Annotated in this window: 16 protein-coding genes and 1 pseudogene; 8 read left to right on the top strand and 9 right to left on the bottom strand. The window is 71.9% G+C overall.

Features of this window, described 5'->3' with window-relative positions:
• Positions 1–84: 84 nt before the first annotated feature.
• Positions 85–1,281 (top strand): YihY/virulence factor BrkB family protein, encoded by a 1,197-nt coding sequence (locus tag H9Y04_RS10520; RefSeq protein ID WP_187813464.1) that lies wholly within the window; start codon positions 85–87, stop codon positions 1,279–1,281.
• Positions 1,282–1,300: 19 nt separating this feature from the next.
• On the opposite strand, the gene H9Y04_RS10515 is transcribed toward H9Y04_RS10520, so the two are convergent.
• Positions 1,301–2,179, bottom strand: coding sequence for an NAD(P)H-binding protein (locus H9Y04_RS10515; protein ID WP_187813463.1), 879 nt, complete (start codon positions 2,177–2,179; stop codon positions 1,301–1,303).
• Positions 2,180–2,279: 100 nt separating this feature from the next.
• Between H9Y04_RS10515 and H9Y04_RS10510 the strand changes: the two genes are divergently transcribed.
• Entirely contained in the window at positions 2,280–3,209 is a 930-nt protein-coding gene (locus H9Y04_RS10510; protein WP_187813462.1) for an AraC family transcriptional regulator, read from the top strand.
• Positions 3,210–3,546: 337 nt separating this feature from the next.
• On the top strand, positions 3,547–4,236 hold the full coding sequence (locus H9Y04_RS10505; protein ID WP_187813461.1) for a helix-turn-helix domain-containing protein: 690 nt from the start codon (positions 3,547–3,549) through the stop codon (positions 4,234–4,236).
• A gap of 123 nt (positions 4,237–4,359) precedes the next feature.
• Here H9Y04_RS10505 and H9Y04_RS10500 read toward each other — a convergent pair whose 3' ends face one another.
• Positions 4,360–5,253 carry an NAD(P)-dependent oxidoreductase gene (locus H9Y04_RS10500; protein WP_187813460.1) on the bottom strand — a complete coding sequence of 298 codons (894 nt, stop codon included), beginning with the start codon at positions 5,251–5,253 and terminating at the stop codon, positions 4,360–4,362.
• 95 nt (positions 5,254–5,348) lie between these two features.
• Here H9Y04_RS10500 and H9Y04_RS10495 point away from each other — a divergent pair, with 95 nt between their 5' ends.
• Positions 5,349–5,696: a winged helix-turn-helix transcriptional regulator gene (locus tag H9Y04_RS10495; protein WP_187813459.1), complete on the top strand. Its 348-nt coding sequence runs from the start codon at positions 5,349–5,351 to the stop codon at positions 5,694–5,696.
• A gap of 10 nt (positions 5,697–5,706) precedes the next feature.
• On the opposite strand, the gene H9Y04_RS10490 is transcribed toward H9Y04_RS10495, so the two are convergent.
• Complete coding sequence (locus H9Y04_RS10490; protein WP_187813458.1) at positions 5,707–6,126, bottom strand: VOC family protein; 420 nt, start codon at positions 6,124–6,126, stop codon at positions 5,707–5,709.
• A gap of 107 nt (positions 6,127–6,233) precedes the next feature.
• On the opposite strand from H9Y04_RS10490, the gene H9Y04_RS10485 reads away from it, so the two are divergent.
• On the top strand, positions 6,234–6,896 hold the full coding sequence (locus H9Y04_RS10485) for a 4'-phosphopantetheinyl transferase family protein (RefSeq protein ID WP_187813457.1): 663 nt from the start codon (positions 6,234–6,236) through the stop codon (positions 6,894–6,896).
• Positions 6,897–7,021: 125 nt separating this feature from the next.
• Positions 7,022–7,681 carry a ThuA domain-containing protein gene (locus H9Y04_RS10480; RefSeq protein WP_187813456.1) on the top strand — a complete coding sequence of 220 codons (660 nt, stop codon included), beginning with the start codon at positions 7,022–7,024 and terminating at the stop codon, positions 7,679–7,681.
• A gap of 31 nt (positions 7,682–7,712) precedes the next feature.
• Here the strand turns inward: H9Y04_RS10480 and H9Y04_RS10475 are convergent, their stop codons facing one another.
• Together H9Y04_RS10475 and rsgA are read right to left on the bottom strand one after the other, a co-directional pair.
• Positions 7,713–10,610 (bottom strand): glycoside hydrolase family 2 TIM barrel-domain containing protein, encoded by a 2,898-nt coding sequence (locus H9Y04_RS10475; protein WP_187813455.1) that lies wholly within the window; start codon positions 10,608–10,610, stop codon positions 7,713–7,715.
• 278 nt (positions 10,611–10,888) lie between these two features.
• Positions 10,889–11,983: a ribosome small subunit-dependent GTPase A gene (gene rsgA, locus H9Y04_RS10470; RefSeq protein WP_187813454.1), complete on the bottom strand. Its 1,095-nt coding sequence runs from the start codon at positions 11,981–11,983 to the stop codon at positions 10,889–10,891.
• A 343-nt stretch (positions 11,984–12,326) separates the two neighbouring features.
• Here rsgA and H9Y04_RS10465 point away from each other — a divergent pair, with 343 nt between their 5' ends.
• Together H9Y04_RS10465 and H9Y04_RS10460 are read left to right on the top strand one after the other, a co-directional pair.
• Complete coding sequence (locus H9Y04_RS10465; protein WP_308800950.1) at positions 12,327–13,676, top strand: DNA-3-methyladenine glycosylase 2 family protein; 1,350 nt, start codon at positions 12,327–12,329, stop codon at positions 13,674–13,676.
• The gene (locus tag H9Y04_RS10460) at positions 13,676–14,194 is read left to right on the top strand and encodes a methylated-DNA--[protein]-cysteine S-methyltransferase (protein ID WP_214661073.1); all 519 of its coding nucleotides are present in this window, start codon (positions 13,676–13,678) and stop codon (positions 14,192–14,194) included. Before H9Y04_RS10465 ends, H9Y04_RS10460 begins: the two co-directional genes overlap by 1 nt.
• Before the next feature lie 98 nt (positions 14,195–14,292).
• On the opposite strand, the gene H9Y04_RS10455 is transcribed toward H9Y04_RS10460, so the two are convergent.
• From H9Y04_RS10455 to H9Y04_RS10440, 4 genes and pseudogenes are all read right to left on the bottom strand, one after another.
• Positions 14,293–15,825 (bottom strand): DUF8696 domain-containing protein, encoded by a 1,533-nt coding sequence (locus H9Y04_RS10455; protein ID WP_187813452.1) that lies wholly within the window; start codon positions 15,823–15,825, stop codon positions 14,293–14,295.
• A gap of 235 nt (positions 15,826–16,060) precedes the next feature.
• Positions 16,061–16,603 (bottom strand): hypothetical protein, encoded by a 543-nt coding sequence (locus tag H9Y04_RS10450; RefSeq protein WP_187813451.1) that lies wholly within the window; start codon positions 16,601–16,603, stop codon positions 16,061–16,063.
• Positions 16,604–16,758: 155 nt separating this feature from the next.
• A pseudogene (locus tag H9Y04_RS10445) lies at positions 16,759–17,124 on the bottom strand (PPOX class F420-dependent oxidoreductase); the annotation flags it as partial.
• A 106-nt stretch (positions 17,125–17,230) separates the two neighbouring features.
• Positions 17,231–18,211 (bottom strand): helix-turn-helix transcriptional regulator, encoded by a 981-nt coding sequence (locus H9Y04_RS10440; RefSeq protein ID WP_187813449.1) that lies wholly within the window; start codon positions 18,209–18,211, stop codon positions 17,231–17,233.
• Positions 18,212–18,273 lie beyond the last annotated feature (62 nt).

The raw sequence follows: 18,273 nt of genomic DNA, 5'->3' as shown, positions 1-18,273 counted from the left end.
ACGCTCTTTGCAACTGCACAGCTACCGAACGGGGTGTGGTTCCGCGAGGTCCGCGCGGTGGCGCGGGGCGGATACGGTTAGCACGTGCACCAGGCAAAAGAAACACCCGAGCGGCCCTCGGGCCGGCTACACAGGGCCCGCGCCGTGTATCGCAACGTGTCCAAGCGCAGGACCGCCTGGCTGCTTCTCAAGGACACGGTCAACTCCTGCATCGAGTACCGCATTCTGGGCCTGGCCGCCGAGGCCGCGTTCTTCACCCTGCTCTCCGTACCGCCGTTGCTCCTCAGCCTGGTCGGACTGCTCGGCTACGTGGACGCCTGGACCGGCGCCGAGACCATCCAGTCCGTACGCGACAACATCCTCGAAGCCGCCCGCACCGTGCTCTCCGACAAGGGCGTGCACGACATCGCCGAGCCGATCCTCGACGATGTGCTCAAGGGCGGCCGGCCCGATGTGATCTCGCTCGGGTTCATCCTGGCGCTGTGGTCGGGCTCGCGGGCCGTCACCGTGTTCATCGACACCATCACCGTGATGTACGGCCTCGACGGCGTACGCGGCATCGTCAAGACCCGGCTGCTCGCGTTCCTGCTGTTCCTGGTGGCCCTGGTGATCGGGTCGGTGGCGCTGCCCTTGATGGTGGCGGGACCCGACGCGATCCTGGAGATCCTGCCGATGCGGGACACCGTGGTGCAGGTCCTGTACTGGCCCGTGGTGATCGTCCTCGGCATCGTCTTCCTGACCACGCTCTACCACGTGTCGGTGCCCGTGCGGTCGCCGTGGATCGAGGACGTGCCCGGCGCCCTGGTGGCGCTCGGGATGTGGGTGCTCGGCAGCTTCCTGCTGCGGATCTACCTCACCAACACCGTGGAGGGCCCCACGATCTACGGCTCGCTCGCGGCCCCGGTCGCGGTGCTCCTGTGGATCGGTGTGTCCGCGTTCGCGGTCCTCGTCGGCGCCGCCGTCAACGCGGCGATCGACCGGGTCTGGCCGTCCATCGCGACGGCCGCCGCCCGTGAGGCCAACGAGCGCATAAGGGAGGCCAAGGCCGCCGAGATGGTGGCGCGGGCGGCCGCCGCGCGGGCCGCGCAGGAGGACGACCCCGACGATCCCGACATGCCCTCGGAATTCCCCGAGCGCTGGGCCCAGTTCCTGCCGCCGGACGATCTCTCGTCGCGGCTGCGCACGCATGCGAAGCGGCACCACGAGCAGCGCTCCCCCAAGCAGCCGCCCGCGGAGGAATCCTCCACGAAGCAGCCGCCGGGGGAGCGCAGCCAGCCCTGAGCCTTCGGAGCCCTCGGCGTCAGGCCTTCCAGGTGCCGGCCGCCGCGTGCTCCCGTACGAACTCCTCGAAGGTGCGCGGCTCGCGCCCGAGCACCTCACGGATGCCGTCCGTGGTCGACGCGTTGTGGCCGTCGAGCATCGTCTCGAAGAGCTCCACCAGGAACGCCGTCTCCGGCTCGGGCACGCCCATCTCGACGAGGATCTCGCCGAAGGCCCGCGCAGGGACCGGGATGTACGGGATCTCGCGCGAGGCCGCGGCGTTGATCTCCTCGACGGCCGTACGGAACGACAGCAGGCGCGGACCGGTGACGTCGTACGCCTTCCCGATGTGGGCGTCGTCTAGCAGCGCGGCCACCACCACATCGGCGATGTCCCGTACGTCGATGAACGGTTCGAGCGTCTCGCCCGCCGGGAAGGCCAGCTCCCCGGTCGCCTGCACGCTCTCGTGCAGATCGCCCTCGCTGAACATCTGCATGAACCACGCCGCCTGCACGAGCGTCCAGTCCGCGCCCGACTCCCGCAGCGCGCGCTCGGCCGGCTCCGCCTGCGGCTCGCCGCGTGCGGAGAGCATGACGATCCGCCGTACTCCCTTCTCCAGTGCTTTGCTCGTGATGGCCGCGATGTCCTCGGCCGTACCCGGTGCGCCGATGTCGACGTGGTGCGCGAGATAGACGGCGTCCACGCCTTCGAGCGCGGCGTCCCAGGTGGAACGGTCCGTCCAGTCGAAGGGGATCGGCGCGGACCGCGATCCCCTTCGCACCTTCAGACCCGCCTGCTCGGCGGCCTGCGCCACGATGCGGCCCGTCTTCCCGGTCGCCTGGGTCACGAAAACGGTCTTGTCACTGACGGTCCGGTCATTGAGGTTCTGGTCACTGAGGTTCTTCTTCGTCTCTGTCATGACTTCAGTGAACTGCCGTACGGGGGTGGCCGACCATCGCCGAGAACCTCAGCGCCATAAGCAGGCGTCTCACCTCGCCCCGGCGCCTACGCTGCTCGGCATGGACGCTCTCGCCGGCTTGCTCGAAGGTCCCCGCGCCAAAGGCGCGTTCCTGATCCGTGCCTGCTTCGATCCGCCCTGGTCCGTACGGATCGAGGACGAGGCGCCGGTGAGCGTGATGGTGATGCTGCGCGGCGAGGGGTGGCTGATACCCGACGAGGGCGAGAAGCTCCTGATGCGGCCCGGCGAGATCGCGATCGCCCGCGGCCCCGATCCGTACACCTGCGCCGACGACCCGGGCACGGCGCCGCGCGCGGTGATCCACCCCGGCGGGCGCTGCGCGGCGCCGGACGGCAGCGAGATGAAGGACTACATCGACCTCGGTACGCGGACGTGGGGCGGGCGGACCGACGGGGAAGCGGTGATGCTGGTCGGCACGTATCAGATGCAGGGCGAGATCAGCGCGCGGCTGCTCGATGCGCTGCCGCCGCAGCTGGTCCTGACGAAGGACATCGTCGACTGTGCGCTGATTCCCCTGGTGGCGGACGAGATCGTACGGGACGAGCCGGGCCAGGCCGTCGTGCTCGACCGGCTGCTCGACCTGCTGCTCATCGCGTCGCTGCGTGCCTGGTTCGCGAGGCCCGAGGCGGAGCCGCCCGCGTGGTACCGGGCCCTGGGTGATCCGGTGGTGGGGGTTGCGCTGCGGCTCATCCAGGACGATCCGGCGCATCCGTGGACCGTCGCCGAGCTGGCCGCTCGGGCGGGTGTCTCGCGGGCGGCCCTCGCCCGTCGCTTCACGGACCTGGTCGGCGATCCGCCGATGGCCTACCTCACGGGGTGGCGCCTCGCCCTGGCGGCCGACCTGCTCCGCGACACCTCGCTGACGCTCGGGGCGATCGCACGGAAGGTGGGCTACGGCAGCCCGTTCGCGCTGTCGACCGCGTTCAAGCGAACGTACGGCATGAGCCCGCTCGAACACCGGGAGACGTAGCCGCTCCGGTCTGCCTCGCGGTGGGTGGCCTCGGGCTGCCTCATGGCGGGTGGCCGCGGTCTGCCTCACCGGGGGTGGCCACGGGCGCTGCGCACCCTGAGCTGCTCTGCCGCTCCGCGACGGTGGGCGGTGCGGGGGCTGACGCCCCGGGCCCCGCACCGTTGGTGACTTCGGCGCGCTGCACACGCACGCTGCTCCGCGGCTCTGCGACGGGGGAAGTGGGGGGCTGACGCCCCAGGCCCACAGACCTCAGGCCTCGTGGCCTGCGATGGTTGGCCGTGCGGGGGCTTCGCCGCGTACTCGCGGCGTGGGCGGGGGAGCGGCATACCCTTGGTGTATGTACAGCGAGCGAGTCTCGGCTTATGCGGGGGCCGTTGTCTGGAGGAACAGGCCGTCCGGGGCGGGCGGGGTGTATCCCGTGTTGCCCGATGGGTGTATGGATTTGTTGTGGGTGGACGGGCAGTTGGTCGTCGCCGGGCCAGATACCAGGGCGTATCGGCCCCTCCCTGGGCCCGGGCGTGAGGCGGCCGGGATTCGGTTCGCGCCCGGGACCGCGCCCGCTCTGTTCGGCGTGCCGGCCCGTGAACTGCTCGACCGGCGGGTCGAGTTGAGCGATCTGTGGCCGGCCGCACGCGTGCGGCGCCTGGCCGGCCGGGTCGCGGCGGCGGCCGATCCCCGTACGGGACTGGAGGAGCTCGCCCTTGCAACCGACGCCGCCCCCGCCGACCCGGCGCTCCTGCACGCGGCCCGCCGCCTCCGCCAGGGCGCCACCGTCGCCGCGATCGCCGACGAGACCGGGCTCGGCGCCCGCACCCTGCACCGCCGTTCCCTCGCCGCCTTCGGCTACGGGCCCAAGACCCTCGCCCGGATCCTCCGCCTCCAGCGCGCCCTGGCCCTGGCCCGCTCGGGCCTGCCCGCGGCCGACACCGCCGCGGCCGCCGGGTACGCGGACCAGCCTCATCTGGCCCGCGAGGTGCGGGACTTGGCGGGCATGACCCTCAACGAGCTGCTCTCCCTGACGCCTTGATGCTTCGAGCGGTCCCCTCGCCCTGATGTCGTAAGCGAGCCTCGCGTCCCGACGCCCCGGGCGAGCCTCGCGCCCTGATGCCCGAGCGAGCCCCGCGCCCCAACGCCCCGAGCGCCCCCCACCTCACCCCGCAAGCAGCTCGTCCACCACCCCCGTCGTCCCCTCCTCGCCGCTGCCCACGTCAAGCCGCCGGCGCATCAACGCGAAGTAGGGCGCGATCAGTTCGGGGCTCACGCCCTGCTGGGCGGCCGTGTCGAGGAGGGTGTGGGTGCTCGCCACCTGCATGGCGAGGTTGGAGTCGACGTCCGCGGTGTAGTCGCCGCTGTTCAGATGCTGGGCGGTCTGGTGCACCGAAGGGGCCATCGCCCCGAGCCAGTCGGCGAGCAGCGGCGCGAGCGACGCCGGGTCGATATCCTCCTTGCGGATCAGGGCGAAGGCGTGCGCGATACCGCCGAACATCCCGTACATCGCACTGAGCAGCGCCACATCGTGCAGCGCCGCGAACCCCGCGTCCGCCCCGACGAAGGTGGCACCGGCCGGCACGGACAGCACCTCCCGGTGCTCCTCGTACAGGTCCTGCGAGCCGCTGTAGAAGACATAGCCGCCCGCCTCCGGCACCCCGATCATCGTGGGGATGGCCATGATCCCGCCGTCGAGGTACCGGGCGCCCCGCTCGCGCGCCCACACGGCCCGCGCGCGGGCCTGCTCCGGGGTGCTGGTGATCAGGTTGACCACGTCCTTGCCGGTCAGATCGACGCCGGCCAGCGCCTCGTCGACCGAGGAGTCGTCCAGGAGGCAGACGACGATCAGGGAGTTCGCCGCCACCGCGTCGGCGGCGGTCCGCGCCACCGTGGCACCTTCCGGAGCCAGCGCCTCGGCACGGGCGGCCGTGCGGTTCCACACGGTCAGGGGATGCCCGGCGGCCAGCCAGGTGCGGGCCAGGGCGGTACCCATCGCGCCCAGGCCGAGCAGGGTCACGGGGGTCTTCTCGGCTGTGTCAACAGCGTTCTGTGTCATGCCGATTAGACTCGTTGCGGAACAGAAGATGATCAAGTACGCACTTCGGAGTGGGTGGTTACTCCGCGGTGAGCGAGCAGGTCGGAGGGGTGGGCATGGCGACGGTGAACCGGCCGGGAGCCGAGGTGGGACACCACTGCGGCATCGACACCGCCATGGAAGTGATCGGCGGCAAGTGGAAGGTCCTGATCCTCTGGGCCCTCCACGAGCGCCCGCACCGCCGCTTCGGCGAATTGCGCCGGCTGCTGCCCGGCGTCACGGAGAAGGTGCTCGCCTCGCATCTGCGCGAGATGGAGGAGGACGGCATCGTCCACCGCGTCTCGTACGACGAGGTGCCGCCCCGCGTCGAGTACTCCCTGACGGAGGCCGGCACCCGCCTGAACACGGCACTCGAACCCTTGGCGGCCTGGGGCCGCGACCGGGCCGCCGGGCACGAGGCCTGAACAGGGCCGCTCAGTCCTGGCCGCCGAGCGGCGCGAACAGATCCACGCCGTTGCCGTCCGGATCGAGGACCGTCGCATAGCGCTGGCCCCAGAACGCGTCGAACGGCTTGAGCTCCGTGCCGGCCCCGGCCGCCGTCAGCGCCTGGTACTGCGCATCGACATCGGCCGCGTCCGCGCACAGGAAGGCGAGACCGACCCGCCCGCCCGGCGCCGGCGGCTGCCACCCTGGCATGAACGAACGGACCGTGGCCTCCGTGTCCAGGGCGAACCGCAGCCCGCCCGGCAGCGTCACCTCCACATGCGGCTCCTGTTCGGCGCCCTCGGCGAAGTCGAGCCCGAGCCGCCGGTAGAAGGCCACGGACGCGGCCATGTCCGAGACGACGATGCCGATCATGTCGAAGCGTGGTGTGGGTGAGGAGTGCGTAGTCATGCCTCGACCGTAGAGCGCCCGTCCCGGGGGAGTCTTGAACGAATCGGACACCGGGCGGGTGGCAGCAGGGTCGTCCGGCGGGCCGGACGGGCTCTAGAGTCGGTCCGGTGATCGAGACCAGCCGTTTCGGCGTCGACGCCCTGCCGGACGAGCCGCCTCGGGTCGCCGAGGTGTGGGCCGTGCGCGGTCCGCAGGGGTACGCGCCCTTGCTGGATGCCGATGAGCAGCGCAAGGCCGAGGCCTTCCGGCGTGCGCGGGACCGTGAGATCTACACGGCCGCGCACACCGCGGTGCGCGTTCTCGCGGGCGCGTATCTGGGCCTCGACCCGCAGGAGGTGCGGGTCGTCCGCGAGGACTGCCCGGGCTGCGGCGGCCCGCACGGACGGCCCGCGCTGCCCGGCGCACCGCTGCACTTCTCGCTCTCGCATACGCGGGACCTCGCCCTGCTCGCTTTCGCGCCCACCCCGGTGGGTGTCGACGTGGAACCTCTGCCGGCCGAGGACCTGGTCGCCGATGTGGCCACGGCCCTGCATCCGCAGGAGCAGCGGGAGCTCTCGCAACTCCCCGTGTCCGAAGGCCCGTCGGCCTTCGCGCGCTGCTGGACGCGCAAGGAGGCGTATCTGAAGGGCACGGGCGAAGGCCTGGCCGGCGGCGGACTGAGCCGCACCCTCGTCGGGACCGGACCGCACCCGGTCCCCGTCCCCGGCTGGACCCTGGCCGATGTCCGTGCCCCGCAGGGGTACGCGGCGGCGGTGGCGGTACGCGACTGACGCACAGCCCCACGCGAGCGGTCCGCGTCGTACCGTGGGCCCCGCCGCCCCGCCGCCCCGCCGCCCCGCCGCCCCGCCGCCCCGCCGCCCCGCCGCCCCGCCGCCCCGCCGCCCCTGGAGCGCCCATGCCCCGCGTCCTGCTCTGCACCCGCACCACGGACTACCGCCATGACGCGATCCCCGCGGCCGCCGCGGCCGTGACCGCCCTGCTCGCCGAACACGGCTTCCGGGCCGAGGTGACCGAGGATCCGCGCGCGCTCGAAGCGGATCTCAACCGGTACGCCTGTGTGGTCTTCCTGCTCACCAGCGGCGACATCCTGACCGAGACCGCACGCGGTGCCCTGCGGGCGTACGTCGAGGGCGGCGGCGGTTTCGCCGGGGTGCACTCGGCCGCCTGCACCGAGTACTCCTGGCCGTACTTCGGCGACCTGCTCGGCGCCCGCTTCACCCGCCACCCCGCCTGCCAGCCGGGCCGCGTGGACGTCGTCGACCGGTCGCATCCCGCGATGCAACACCTGCCCGGACACTGGGACTTCACCGACGAGTGGTACGACTTCGACCGCCACCCCGCCGGCGCCCACGTCCTCGCCCACGCCGACGAGTCCTCGTACGACAAGGAAGGCGGCGGCATGGGCGGGGACGGGCATCCGCTCGTGTGGTGCCGGGAGCAGGGGGCGGGGCGGGTGTTCTACACCGCGCTCGGGCACGCCGAGGAGGCGTACGCGGACGACCGGTTCCTGGCGCACCTCGCCGGCGGCTTCGCCTGGGCGGCCGGGCGCGCATGACGCCCGCCGCCGGGCGGGTCGGTGCGGCGGCCTACGCCGGGCGGCGCGGTGTGCCCGAGTCCCGGGCCGAGAACTGGACCGAGAACCGCTCCGACCGCACCTTCAGCCGATGGTCCGGCAGCACTCCCGGGCCGCAGGACTCGGATCCGATGCCGTGGTGGCGGGCGTCGAGGTGCAGCCACACCGTGTCGCCCGCCACCAGATCCGTGCGGTGCGCGGCCGCGTCGAGCTCCTGGGTCGACCAGGGGCGCGCCGTGAAGGAGAAATGACCCCCGTCGACCAGCAACGGCCGTGTTCCGTCCGTGAGTTCGAGCCATCTGACCTCGGCCCGCGCCCCGTTCTCCTGCGGACGCACATACGGTGTCTGCAGCTCGGGCACACTCGCCGACCAGATCCCGAGCATCGCCGCGGCCCCTGTGTCCGGATAGGCCTCGCCGGGACCCGCGCCGAACCAGGTCGCGCGGTCGTACACCGCGGGCAGCCCGAGCCGGATCCCGAGCCGGGGCAGCGGGACCTGCCAGTCCCCCTCGGGCTCGACGTCCATGCGCAGGGCGAGCCGGATTCCGTTGGAGATCCAGTGGTACGTGACGCGCAGGGCCACATCGACGGCCGCGGGTGCCACCCGGGTGCGTACCGTCAGACCGTCGGGGCTCGACTCCACAGCCTCCACCCGGTGTTGCACCCGGTGCAGCCCCAGTGCCCGCCAGCTCGCGGCGACTGAAGCCCCCGTCACCCACGACATGCCGTTGTCGTTGTCCGTGGGCGCCCGCCACACGTCCAGACCGAAGCCGTGCACCGGAACCTCGCCGACGGCGAGCAGGGCGCCCGTGCGGGCGTCGAACACCCCCGAGCCGAGGGTGATGCGCGAACCGTCCCGTACGGGCGCCCTGCCGCCCGGGATCGGCGGGATCATGCCCCATGCCACCGGCAGTTGGGCCCACGCCACCAGATGCCCGCGCTCCGCCCACGCCGTGTCCTTCGCCAGCCGCGCCCGCAGCGTCCACTGGGTCTCGGCGTCCGGATCGCGGCGCGGCGGTGCGGGCAGCCGCACCTCGACGCTGCCGCCCGCGGGCACGGCGGGCACGTCGAGCACGCCTTCGCGGACTGTCACGCCGTCCTTCTCGTACGACCAGGTGAACTCCAGATGCGACAGATCCGCGAAGTCGTACAGATTCCGCACCCGTACGAGGCCCTCGCGGCCGTCCCCGTCCATGCGGACGGGCTGGATGACCGTCTTGTAGTCGAGGAGCCCCGGCGACGGAGTGCGGTCCGGGAAGAGCAGCCCGTCGCAGACGAAATTGCCGTCGTGCAGCTCCTCGCCGAAGTCGCCGCCGTACGCGCAGCCGTACTCGGGGTGCGCGAGACCGTGGTCGATCCACTCCCAGACGAAACCGCCCTGCAGCCGCGGGTACTTCTCGAACAGCTCCTGGTACTCGACGAGCCCGCCGGGCCCCGTGCCCATCGCGTGCGCGTACTCGCACTGGAGGAACGGCAGCCGGCGGCGGCGCGCGTCCGACTCCGCGTCCTCCAGGGGCTCTTCCGTGCCCCGGCCGATCTGCTCGACCTCCGCGTGGTCCGCGTACATCCGCGAGTAGAAGTCCGTGTCCGCGCAGCTCGGGTCGCCCTCGTAGTGGATCGGCCGGGACGGGTCGCGGTCCCGGATCCAGGCGGCCATGGCGGTCAGACCCTCGCCCGTGCCGCACTCGTTGCCCAGCGACCAGATGACCACCGACGGGTGGTTCTTGTCGCGCTCGACCATGCGCTCCGCGCGGTCGAGCAGCGCGGGCGTCCAGCGCGGATCGGCGACCGGGTTGCCGCGCCATTCCACGTGGACGAAACCGTGGGTCTCCAGATCGCACTCGTCGATCACCCAGAGCCCCAACTCGTCGCACAGGTCGAGGAACGCGGGATGCGGCGGGTAGTGGCTGGTGCGCACGGCGTTGATGTTGTGCCGCTTCATCAGGAGGACGTCCGCGCGCATGGTCTCCAGGTCAAGGGTGCGGCCGGTCTCCGGATGGAACTCGTGCCGGTTGACGCCCTTGAACAGCAGCGGCCGGCCGTTCGCCTTGATCAGCCCGTCCTCGACCCGGACCGTACGGAAGCCAACCCGCAGCCGGACCCGCTCTCCGGACGTGACCAACTCACCCTCGTACAGCCGTGGTTGCTCGGCCGACCACGGCTCCACGGCTACCGTCGCGCTCTCGCCGGCGGCGATGTCGATGCCCAGCTCGGGGACGAGGACCCGGCCCGCCGGTTCGCTGTCGACGCGCAGGGTGCCCTCGCCGCGCTCATGGTCGTACGAGGCGTGCACGAAGTGGTCGCGTACGGCGCCGGCGGGGCGGTGCAGCAGGGTCACGTCACGGAAGATGCCGGGCAGCCACCACTGGTCCTGGTCCTCCAGATAGCTTCCGGAGGACCACTGGTGAACCCGTACGGCCAGCACGTTGGCGCGCTCGCGCAGGAGCGGTCCGACCGTGAACTCGTGCGGCAGCCGGGAGCCCTTGAACTCGCCCAGCTCGGTGCCGTTCAGCCAGACGCGGGCACAGGATTCGACCCCGTCGAAGCGCAGCACCGTATCGCCCCCGGCCGGCCAGTCCTGTGGCAGGTCGAAGGTGTGCAGATGGTCGCCGGTCGGGTTCTCGGTCGGGACGAACGGCGGGTCGAGGGGGAAGGGATAGACGACGTTCGTGTACGCGGGAGCGCCATGGCCCTGGAGCACCCAGTGCCCGGGCACCCGCAGCTCGCCCCAGGCGGTGGCGTCGTAGCCGTCCGCGGCGAAATCCGTGTCCGCGCCCGCGTGCGGGGTGAGCCGGAAACGCCAGGTGCCGTCGAGGGAGAGCCGGGCCGCGTCCGAGGCCGGGGGCCAGGCGCGCGGGGGCAGGGTGCCGGTGCCGGGGGAGACGTCGACGAGATACGCGAGGTCGGTCATGGATCCGATCCTCACCTGGTCCTCGATCCGCAAGGAAGGGCTCAGGGCTTGGACATTCAGGGCAATGGTTGGACGAATGAGCTTACGTGCAAAGGGTCTTGGGCATGCCGAAGGGCCCGTCGGTCAGGCCGCCACAGCCGGCCGACGGGCCCCTCCACCCCGGTGCCCGGCCAGGCACCGGCTCTACCGGTGAGGGAGGTCGTTCACACAACTCCCCTTACCGGAAGCTGGTGTTGATGTGCGCGGTGCACCGCATGGCGCACCGCGCACCGCGCGGATCAGCGGAACCCGTTCCGCTTGGCCTCCATGGCCTCGCGGCCGATGGCGCCCTTGATCTTCCAGTCCCGACGGATCTCCGCCCGCAGCCGGGCGTCGGTCTTGGCGAGGATGCGCTGGTTCTCGCGGATCAGCTTGCGGTAGCTCTCCAGACGCCGTTCGGACAGCGAACCGTCCTCGAGAGCGGCGAGCACCGCGCAGCCCGGCTCCGCCTCATGGGCGCAGTCGTGGAAGCGGCACTGCCCGGCCAGCTCCTCGATCTCCGAGAAGACCTGGCCCACTCCGGTTTCGGCGTCCCACAGACCGACACCCCGCAGACCGGGCGTGTCGATCAGGACTCCGCCGCCGGGCAGGGCGAGCAGATTGCGCGTGGTCGTGGTGTGCCGGCCCTTGCCGTCCACGTCACGGATGGCCTGGACCTCCATGACCTCCGCGCCGAGCAGCGCGTTGGCCAGCGTGGACTTGCCCGCGCCGGACTGGCCGAGCAGCACGCTCGTGCCGCCCGCCACGATGGCCTGCAGGATCTCGATGCCCTCGCCCTCGGCGGCGCTCACGGTGAGCACCTGCACGCCGGGAGCGGTGGTCTCGACGTCCTGGACGAGATACGAGAGCACCACGGGGTCCGGCACCAGGTCCGCCTTGGTGAGGACGACCAGGGGCTGGGCCCCGGACTCCCAGGCGAGCGCGAGGAACCGTTCGATCCGGCCGAGGTCGAGATCCCCGGTCAGCGGTACCGCGATGATCGCGTGGTCGACGTTGGCGGCGAGGATCTGACCCTCGGACCGCTTGGACGAGGTGTTGCGTACGAAAGCCGTACGGCGGGGCAGGTAGGCGCGCACCAGCGGCGGGTCGGCGACGGTGTCGACGGCGGCCCAGTCACCGGTGCAGATGACCTTCAGGGGATCGCGGGGGGTGACGAGCGCGGTGTCCGCGCGCAGCGTGCCCTCGGCGGTCACGATGTCGCACAGCCCGCGGTCGACGCGCACCACACGGCCCACGACGAGGCCCTGCTCCGCATACGGCGCGAAAGTCGCCTCCCAGTCCGTGTCCCAGCCGTAGCCGGTGAGCGGGAGGGAGGAGGAAGAAGCGATATTCAACTCAGGGGGACCCTTCGAAGGGAAGTGGCCCCGGCAGTGCGCCGCTCAGCCGGCGGCGCTCGATGTGCCTGTGTGGGATCAGCCGGAGACCACGAGGGGGTTGGTGATGGTCTTCTGCGTGCGGACGGCGTCCGCCGTGGCGACGACAGTCATCAGTCACACCTCCCGGTTTCTCCAGCGAATACGTTCCGAGCCGTGACCTTCGATGTCCCGGTCCTCGGTTCGACTGGTGAACGGTAACCCGGCGGGCGGGGTCGGTGCCAAGTGTTTTTCCGGACCCGCCGAACGTCATGTCCGATTCCCGCCAGCCGCGCCCCGTGGGGACCCGCACACTGGAGGGGTGATCGACCAGGAAACCGCCTATGAGGCGGTACGCAGCCGGGACCCCCGCTTCGACGGGGAGTTCTTCTTCGCCGTGGCGACCACGGGCATCTACTGCCGCCCGAGCTGCCCGGCCATCACGCCCAAGCGCCACAACGTCCACTTCTATCCGACCGCGGCCGCGGCGCAGGGCGGCGGCTTCCGCGCCTGCCGCCGCTGCCGCCCCGACTCGGTGCCCGGCTCCGCCGACTGGAACGCGCGGGCCGATGTCGTGGGCCGCGCCATGCGCATGATCACCGACGGTGTCGTGGACCGCGAGGGCGTCCCCGGCCTCGCGACCCGGCTCGGCTACAGCGCCCGCCAGGTCCAGCGCCAGCTCACCGCCGAGGTGGGCGCGGGGCCCGTCGCCCTGGCCCGCGCGCAGCGCGCCCACACCGCCCGGGTCCTGCTGCAGACGACCGCGCTGCCCGTCACGGACGTGGCCTTCGCCGCCGGTTTCGCCAGCGTGCGGCAGTTCAACGACACGATCCGGCAGATCTACGCGCGCACCCCGAGCGAGCTGCGCACGGAGACCGGCACCAAGACCGCCAAGCCCGCCGCGAGCGGCGCCGGAGTCCCGCTGCGGCTCGCCTACCGGGGCCCGTACCACGCCGCCGCCGTCTTCGATCTGCTCGCCGCCGAGTCCCTCGACGGGATCGAGGAGGTCGCGGGGGAGCCCGGCGCCCGCACGTACCGCCGCACCCTGCGCCTGCCGCACGGCACCGGCATGGCCGCCGTCGACGAGCACGCTCCCGGACCCTGGCTGGAGGCCCGGATCCACCTCACGGATCTGCGGGACCTCACCACCGCGGTGCAGCGGCTGCGCCGGCTCTTCGACCTGGACGCCGATCCGTACGCCGTCGAGGAGCGGCTCGCCGATGACCCGCGGCTCGCGGCGCTGATCGAGCGGCGGCCCGGACTGCGCTCGCCCGGCGCCGCCGACCCCGAGGAGTTCGCGCTGCGGGCGGTGCTCGGCCGCGCGGAGTCCGCGCGTGTGCTCGCCGAGTACGGCACCCCGCTGGCCCAGCCTTGCGGGAGCCTCACCCGCCTGTTCCCCGAACCCGCCCTGCTGGCGGGGGAGTTGCCGCTCGCGAAAGAGCTCGCCGATGGCTCCGTACGCCTTGATCCGGGCGCCGACCGCGACGACGCCGAAGCGGCGCTGCGGACCGTCGCCGGGGTGCACCCGACGACAGCCGCGCTGATCCGGATGCGTGCGCTCGGCGACCCCGATGTCGCGCCCCCGGACGAGCCGTCCGAGGACGGCTGGCGACCGTGGCGCTCCTACGCGCACCGCCACCTGTGGACCGCCCGTACCGACTTGGAGAACCAGTGATGACCACCGGCACAGAGATGACCGCCAGCCCGGAGACGACGACCTACTACACCACCGTCCAAAGTCCTCTCGGCGAGCTCCTGTTGACGGGCGACGGGACCGGCGCGCTCAGCTCGCTCTCCGTGCCGGGCCAGAAGGGCGGCCGCACGGTGCAGGACGGCTGGGTCCGGGACCCGGAGGCCTTCGCCGAGGCCGAGCGGCAGCTCGGCGCGTACTTCCGGGGTGAACTCAAGGAGTTCCGGCTGGAGTTCCGCACGCAGGGCACAGACTTCCGCGAGCAGGTGTGGGCCGCGCTCGACGCCGTCCCGTACGGCGCGACCACCACGTACGGCGAGATCGCCCGCACCATCGGCGCCTCGCGCGCGGCCGTACGGGCGGTCGGCGGCGCGATCGGCGCCAACCCGCTCCTCGTCGTGCGCCCCTGCCACCGCGTGATCGGCGCCGACGGCACGCTCACCGGTTATGCGGGCGGCCTGGAACGCAAGGAGCGGCTGCTCGGCCTCGAAGGCGTGCTCTGAGCACACCCCTCGCGGGGCCGGGCAGCCGCCCGGTGGTCCAACTCCCTTGCCGCAAGGCCGAGTCGGTGACGCTTCCTCTCTTGCGAGTCCTGCGAGTCTTACGAGGCCGAGTCGGCGCTTTCCTCACGAGTACGCCGCACCACGTACCAGCCGCCCGCGACAAGCAGCGCGGCCGCACCGGCGAGCGAGGCAACGGTCACACCGGTCGAGGCCAGCGCACCGCTGCCCGAGCCGTCCGTGCCCGTACCGCCGGCGGATTCTGCCGACGACCCGCCCGTCGAGCCGCCCGCGGAGTCCGCGCCGCCATCGGTGCCCGCGGACGAGCCGCCCGACGCGGAGCCCACGCCGCCCTTGAAGTCCACCGGCACCCGCACGTCGGCGGAGCGGTCCGCGGCCGCCGTGTGATCGGCGCGCGTGACGATCGCACAGCGGGTCTTCATGCAGTCGGTGTACTCGTCCTTGGCGTCCACGGTCAGCTCGACCTCGAAGGAACCGCCCTGCCCGTACGGCACGGTGGCGTCCTCGTAGCCCGCGGGAGGATCGGAGTTGACCCAGGACGAGGCGCCGCCCTCGCCGCTCATGTCGACTCCGCCGACGCAGGGGGTGGGGACTTCGCCGGGGCCGTTGTCGACACAGAGGGCCACGTAGATGCCCTTCTTGTCGTCGTAGCCCGTGCCCGAGACCTTGATCTTCTGGTCCTCGGCGGCGAGTTCGTGCACCGGGGTCACGGTGAGCTTCTGGCCCTTCGGCCCGGTGACGGTGGACGTGTTGTCCTCTTCGTTCCCGTCCCCGTCGCCACCGCCGCTGCCGCCGCCCGGCCCCGTCGGTGCGTTCACCGTCAGAGTGGCCGCGCGGGTGCGGGTCTTGCCGGCCGCGTTCTCGAACTCGGCGCGGTACTGGTAGCCGTCCTGTGCGGCCTTCGCCGCGAAGTCGAACGTCGTGCCCGTGGCGCCCGCGATGGTGTTCCAGGTCTGCCCGCCGTCCGGGCTGACCTGCCACTTCACGGTGGGCTCGGGCTCGCCTACGGCCTTCGCCGAGAGCGTCACGGCGTCACCGGATTCCACGGAGAGGTCCTCGGGAGCCTGCGTGACCTTGGGCGAGGTCTGCCGGACGATCCGGTGCACCTTCGACTTCAGGGGGTCGCCGATGTAGACGGCGGCGCCACCGGGGGCGACGGCGAGGGTGGCGGAGCCGCCGCCGCCGTCCAGGCCGTCGAGTGCGAGCGCCTTGACCGGTTCGGCCGGCTTGGCGGTGTCGTGGACGGTCAGACCGCCGTTGTCGTCGGAGCCCGGCTCACCGCTGCTGCCGTGGTCGACCCAGGCGATGTAGGCGCGGTTGCCGTCGAAGGCGATGTCGTGCGGCAGATCGGCGCCGTTGCCGTCGATGGTGCCCTGCGGGGCGCCGTCCTTGGTGCGGACGTACACCTTGGTGCCGTGGCCGTACCAGATGAACCCCGTCGCCGGGTCGATCTCGACGAAGGTCTCGGCGCCGCCGCCGAACCCGAGATCCACGGTCTTCATGACGGTGAAGGAAACGGCTGCGGCGAGTGCGAGGGAGGCGGCGGTCGCGGCGGCGCCCGACCGTCCGAGGCGCTGGGAACGCCCGTCGTTCGGCCTGGAGTTGGGTCTCATGGGTTCCTCGTCGGAGGCGGAGGCGGAGGCGGAGGCGGAGCGGAGGTGGCGGCGGAGGCGGAGGCGGAGGTGGAATCGGATGCGGAAGAGGAAGCAGGAGCGATGTGCGGGCGGGGGCGCACGTGCCTGTGGCGCGGAATCCGAGGAGTGGCTCGGATCCCGCGCCGGGGGAGCGCCGGACTGCCGGACGAGGTGGGGGCTCGGGAAGTCCGCGCGGGACGTGACCGAAGCGGGACTACTCGAAGCTGACCGGGACGACCACGTCGGAGTTGCGGTTGTTCGGGGCGAAGTGGTCGGCCTTGGTGACGACCGAGCACTCGACGGTGTCACCGCAGACGTTGCCGCCGCCGAGGTCGGCCTTGACGAAGATCTGCGCGGAGAACGAGCCACCCGCGGTGAACTTCGAGCTGTTGGCGACGGTGCCGCCGAAGAGGTTGTTCACCCAGTGCGAGGCCCCGGTGGTGCCGGTCTCGTCCTGGCCGCCCAGGCAGGGGGTCGGCTTGTTGGTGCCGACCGCGCCGGCCGGCGTCACGCACAGTGCCACGTATATGCCGCGCGCGGTGTTGTAGCCGCTGCCGGTCACGGTGATGACCTGACCGCTCGCACTCAGCACGTCAGGCGAGTTGAGCGTCATGGTGTAGGTCGTGCCGCCCTCGGTGACGCTGCGGGTCCCGGTCGCGGCCGAGGCGGAGCCGGCGAGGGAGACGGTGAGCGCGGTGGCGGCGAGTGCGGTGACGCCGGTACGTACGAGGGCACGGGCAGACAGAAGCGCACGCATGGATACGGGCACCTTTCACGTCATGAGCGCCGCGAGGGTGGCGCTTAGGTAAGGCATGCCTAAGCTCGGCTTTGTTCATGTGTCAATCGTGTGCCCGAGTGCCTCCGTTGCACCGCAACTCCCTTACGCCACCGTTGCCTTGATGCCTTTCGCTCGTCCTCGAGGCGCCAGCTGTAGATCCACTCCGGGACGATCCGGATCACTTCCTCGCTGAAGTGCGCCCCCAGCTCATGCGGACCGACGAGCAGCTCCGCCACCCCGCGGATCTCGACCCCGCGCACCTTCCAGGGCCGCACGCTCACGATGTCGTCGACGACGAGCGAGATCCGCGGATTGCTCTGCAAGTTGCGCCACTTCTTCGACTTGCCCATGGCGAATCCGCCGATCAGGACCGTGTCGTCGTCCTGCAGGAAGAACCCGACGGGGTTGGCCTGGGGCTGGCCCTCCGGGTCGACGGTGGCCATCCGGCCGAGGTGCCGGCTCTTGAGGTACGCGCGCTCGACTGCGCTGAATCCGGTCATGGCACGACCCTCGCACCGGGAGGGTCGTGCCGCATCGGGCGTCTGCCCTATGCGGGTCCTAGGTCCAGGGGACGAGGCGCCCCGACAGCGCCCCGAAGCGCCCCGACTACCGCGCCACCCAGCCCCGTTCGTACGCGTGCCAGCCGAGCTGCAGGCGCGTGGTCACGCCGGTCAGTTCCATCAGGCGCTTCACGCGGCGCTGCACCGTGCGCAGCCCCAGGTCGAGCTGTTTGGCGACGCTCGCGTCCGTGAGGCCCGCGAGCAGCAGCGAGAGGATCTCCAGGTCGGTCGCGTCCGGTCCTTCGCCCTCCTCGGCGTACACCGAGTCGTCCTCGCCGAGCCGCAGCGGCAGCGCCTCACGCCATACGGAGGTGAACAGACCGTAGAGCGATTCGAGCAGTCCGCTCGCATGCACCACGAGCGCGGCGGGCTCCGCGTCGCGCGAGGTGAGCGGGACCATCGCCAGGGCGCGGTCGGCGATGACCAGCTTGGTCGGCACCCGGTCCACGACCCGTACCTGCTCGTCGCGGCGCAGGGCCGTGGAGAGTTCGAGCAGCCCGGTCGGCAGATCGAGCACGCCCCGCTCCACGATCACGCGATACGTCACTCCGCGCGCCGTCGCCTGTTCCTCGGCCTCGTTGTCGTACCCGGAGACCACCGTGGGCCGCCCGGTGACCAGCGCGCAGACCTCCTGCGTCGCGCCGAGCTGGAGCTGCAGGAAGCGCTGCGAGACCGCGCCCGCGCCGGTGACGACCTCCACGAGATCGTGCACGGAGGGCTCGTCGACCTGGGCGCGGTACTCCTCGGCGAGCAGCGCCGCCGCCAGTTCGGCCCGCTCCAGCTCATGGCGCTGCTGGGTGAGCAGCGCGCCAAGCGCGACACCCGGGGGAGCGGCGACCCAGCGGCCCTGGCGCGCGGTGGACTGGGCCGCGAGACCGTGGTGTTCGAGCCGGCGCAGCGTCCGCTCGGTCTCCGGCTCGGCCAGCGAGAGCCGGTGCGCGAGATCGGCGACATCGGCCGCGCCCAGCATCACGAGTGCGCGATAGGCCGTCTCCTGCGCCTCGTCCAGACCTATGGCCCCCAGCATCCGCGCTTACCCCTCACCCGGTACGGATCCGGCCCCGGCCGGACACCGCCGCTCCGGGTCCA

It is taken from the genome of Streptomyces polyasparticus, assembly GCF_014493765.1.
GTDB lineage: Bacteria > Actinomycetota > Actinomycetes > Streptomycetales > Streptomycetaceae > Streptomyces > Streptomyces polyasparticus.
Note: the sequence above shows the minus strand (reverse complement) of the source record. Positions and strands in the feature narration are given on the sequence as shown.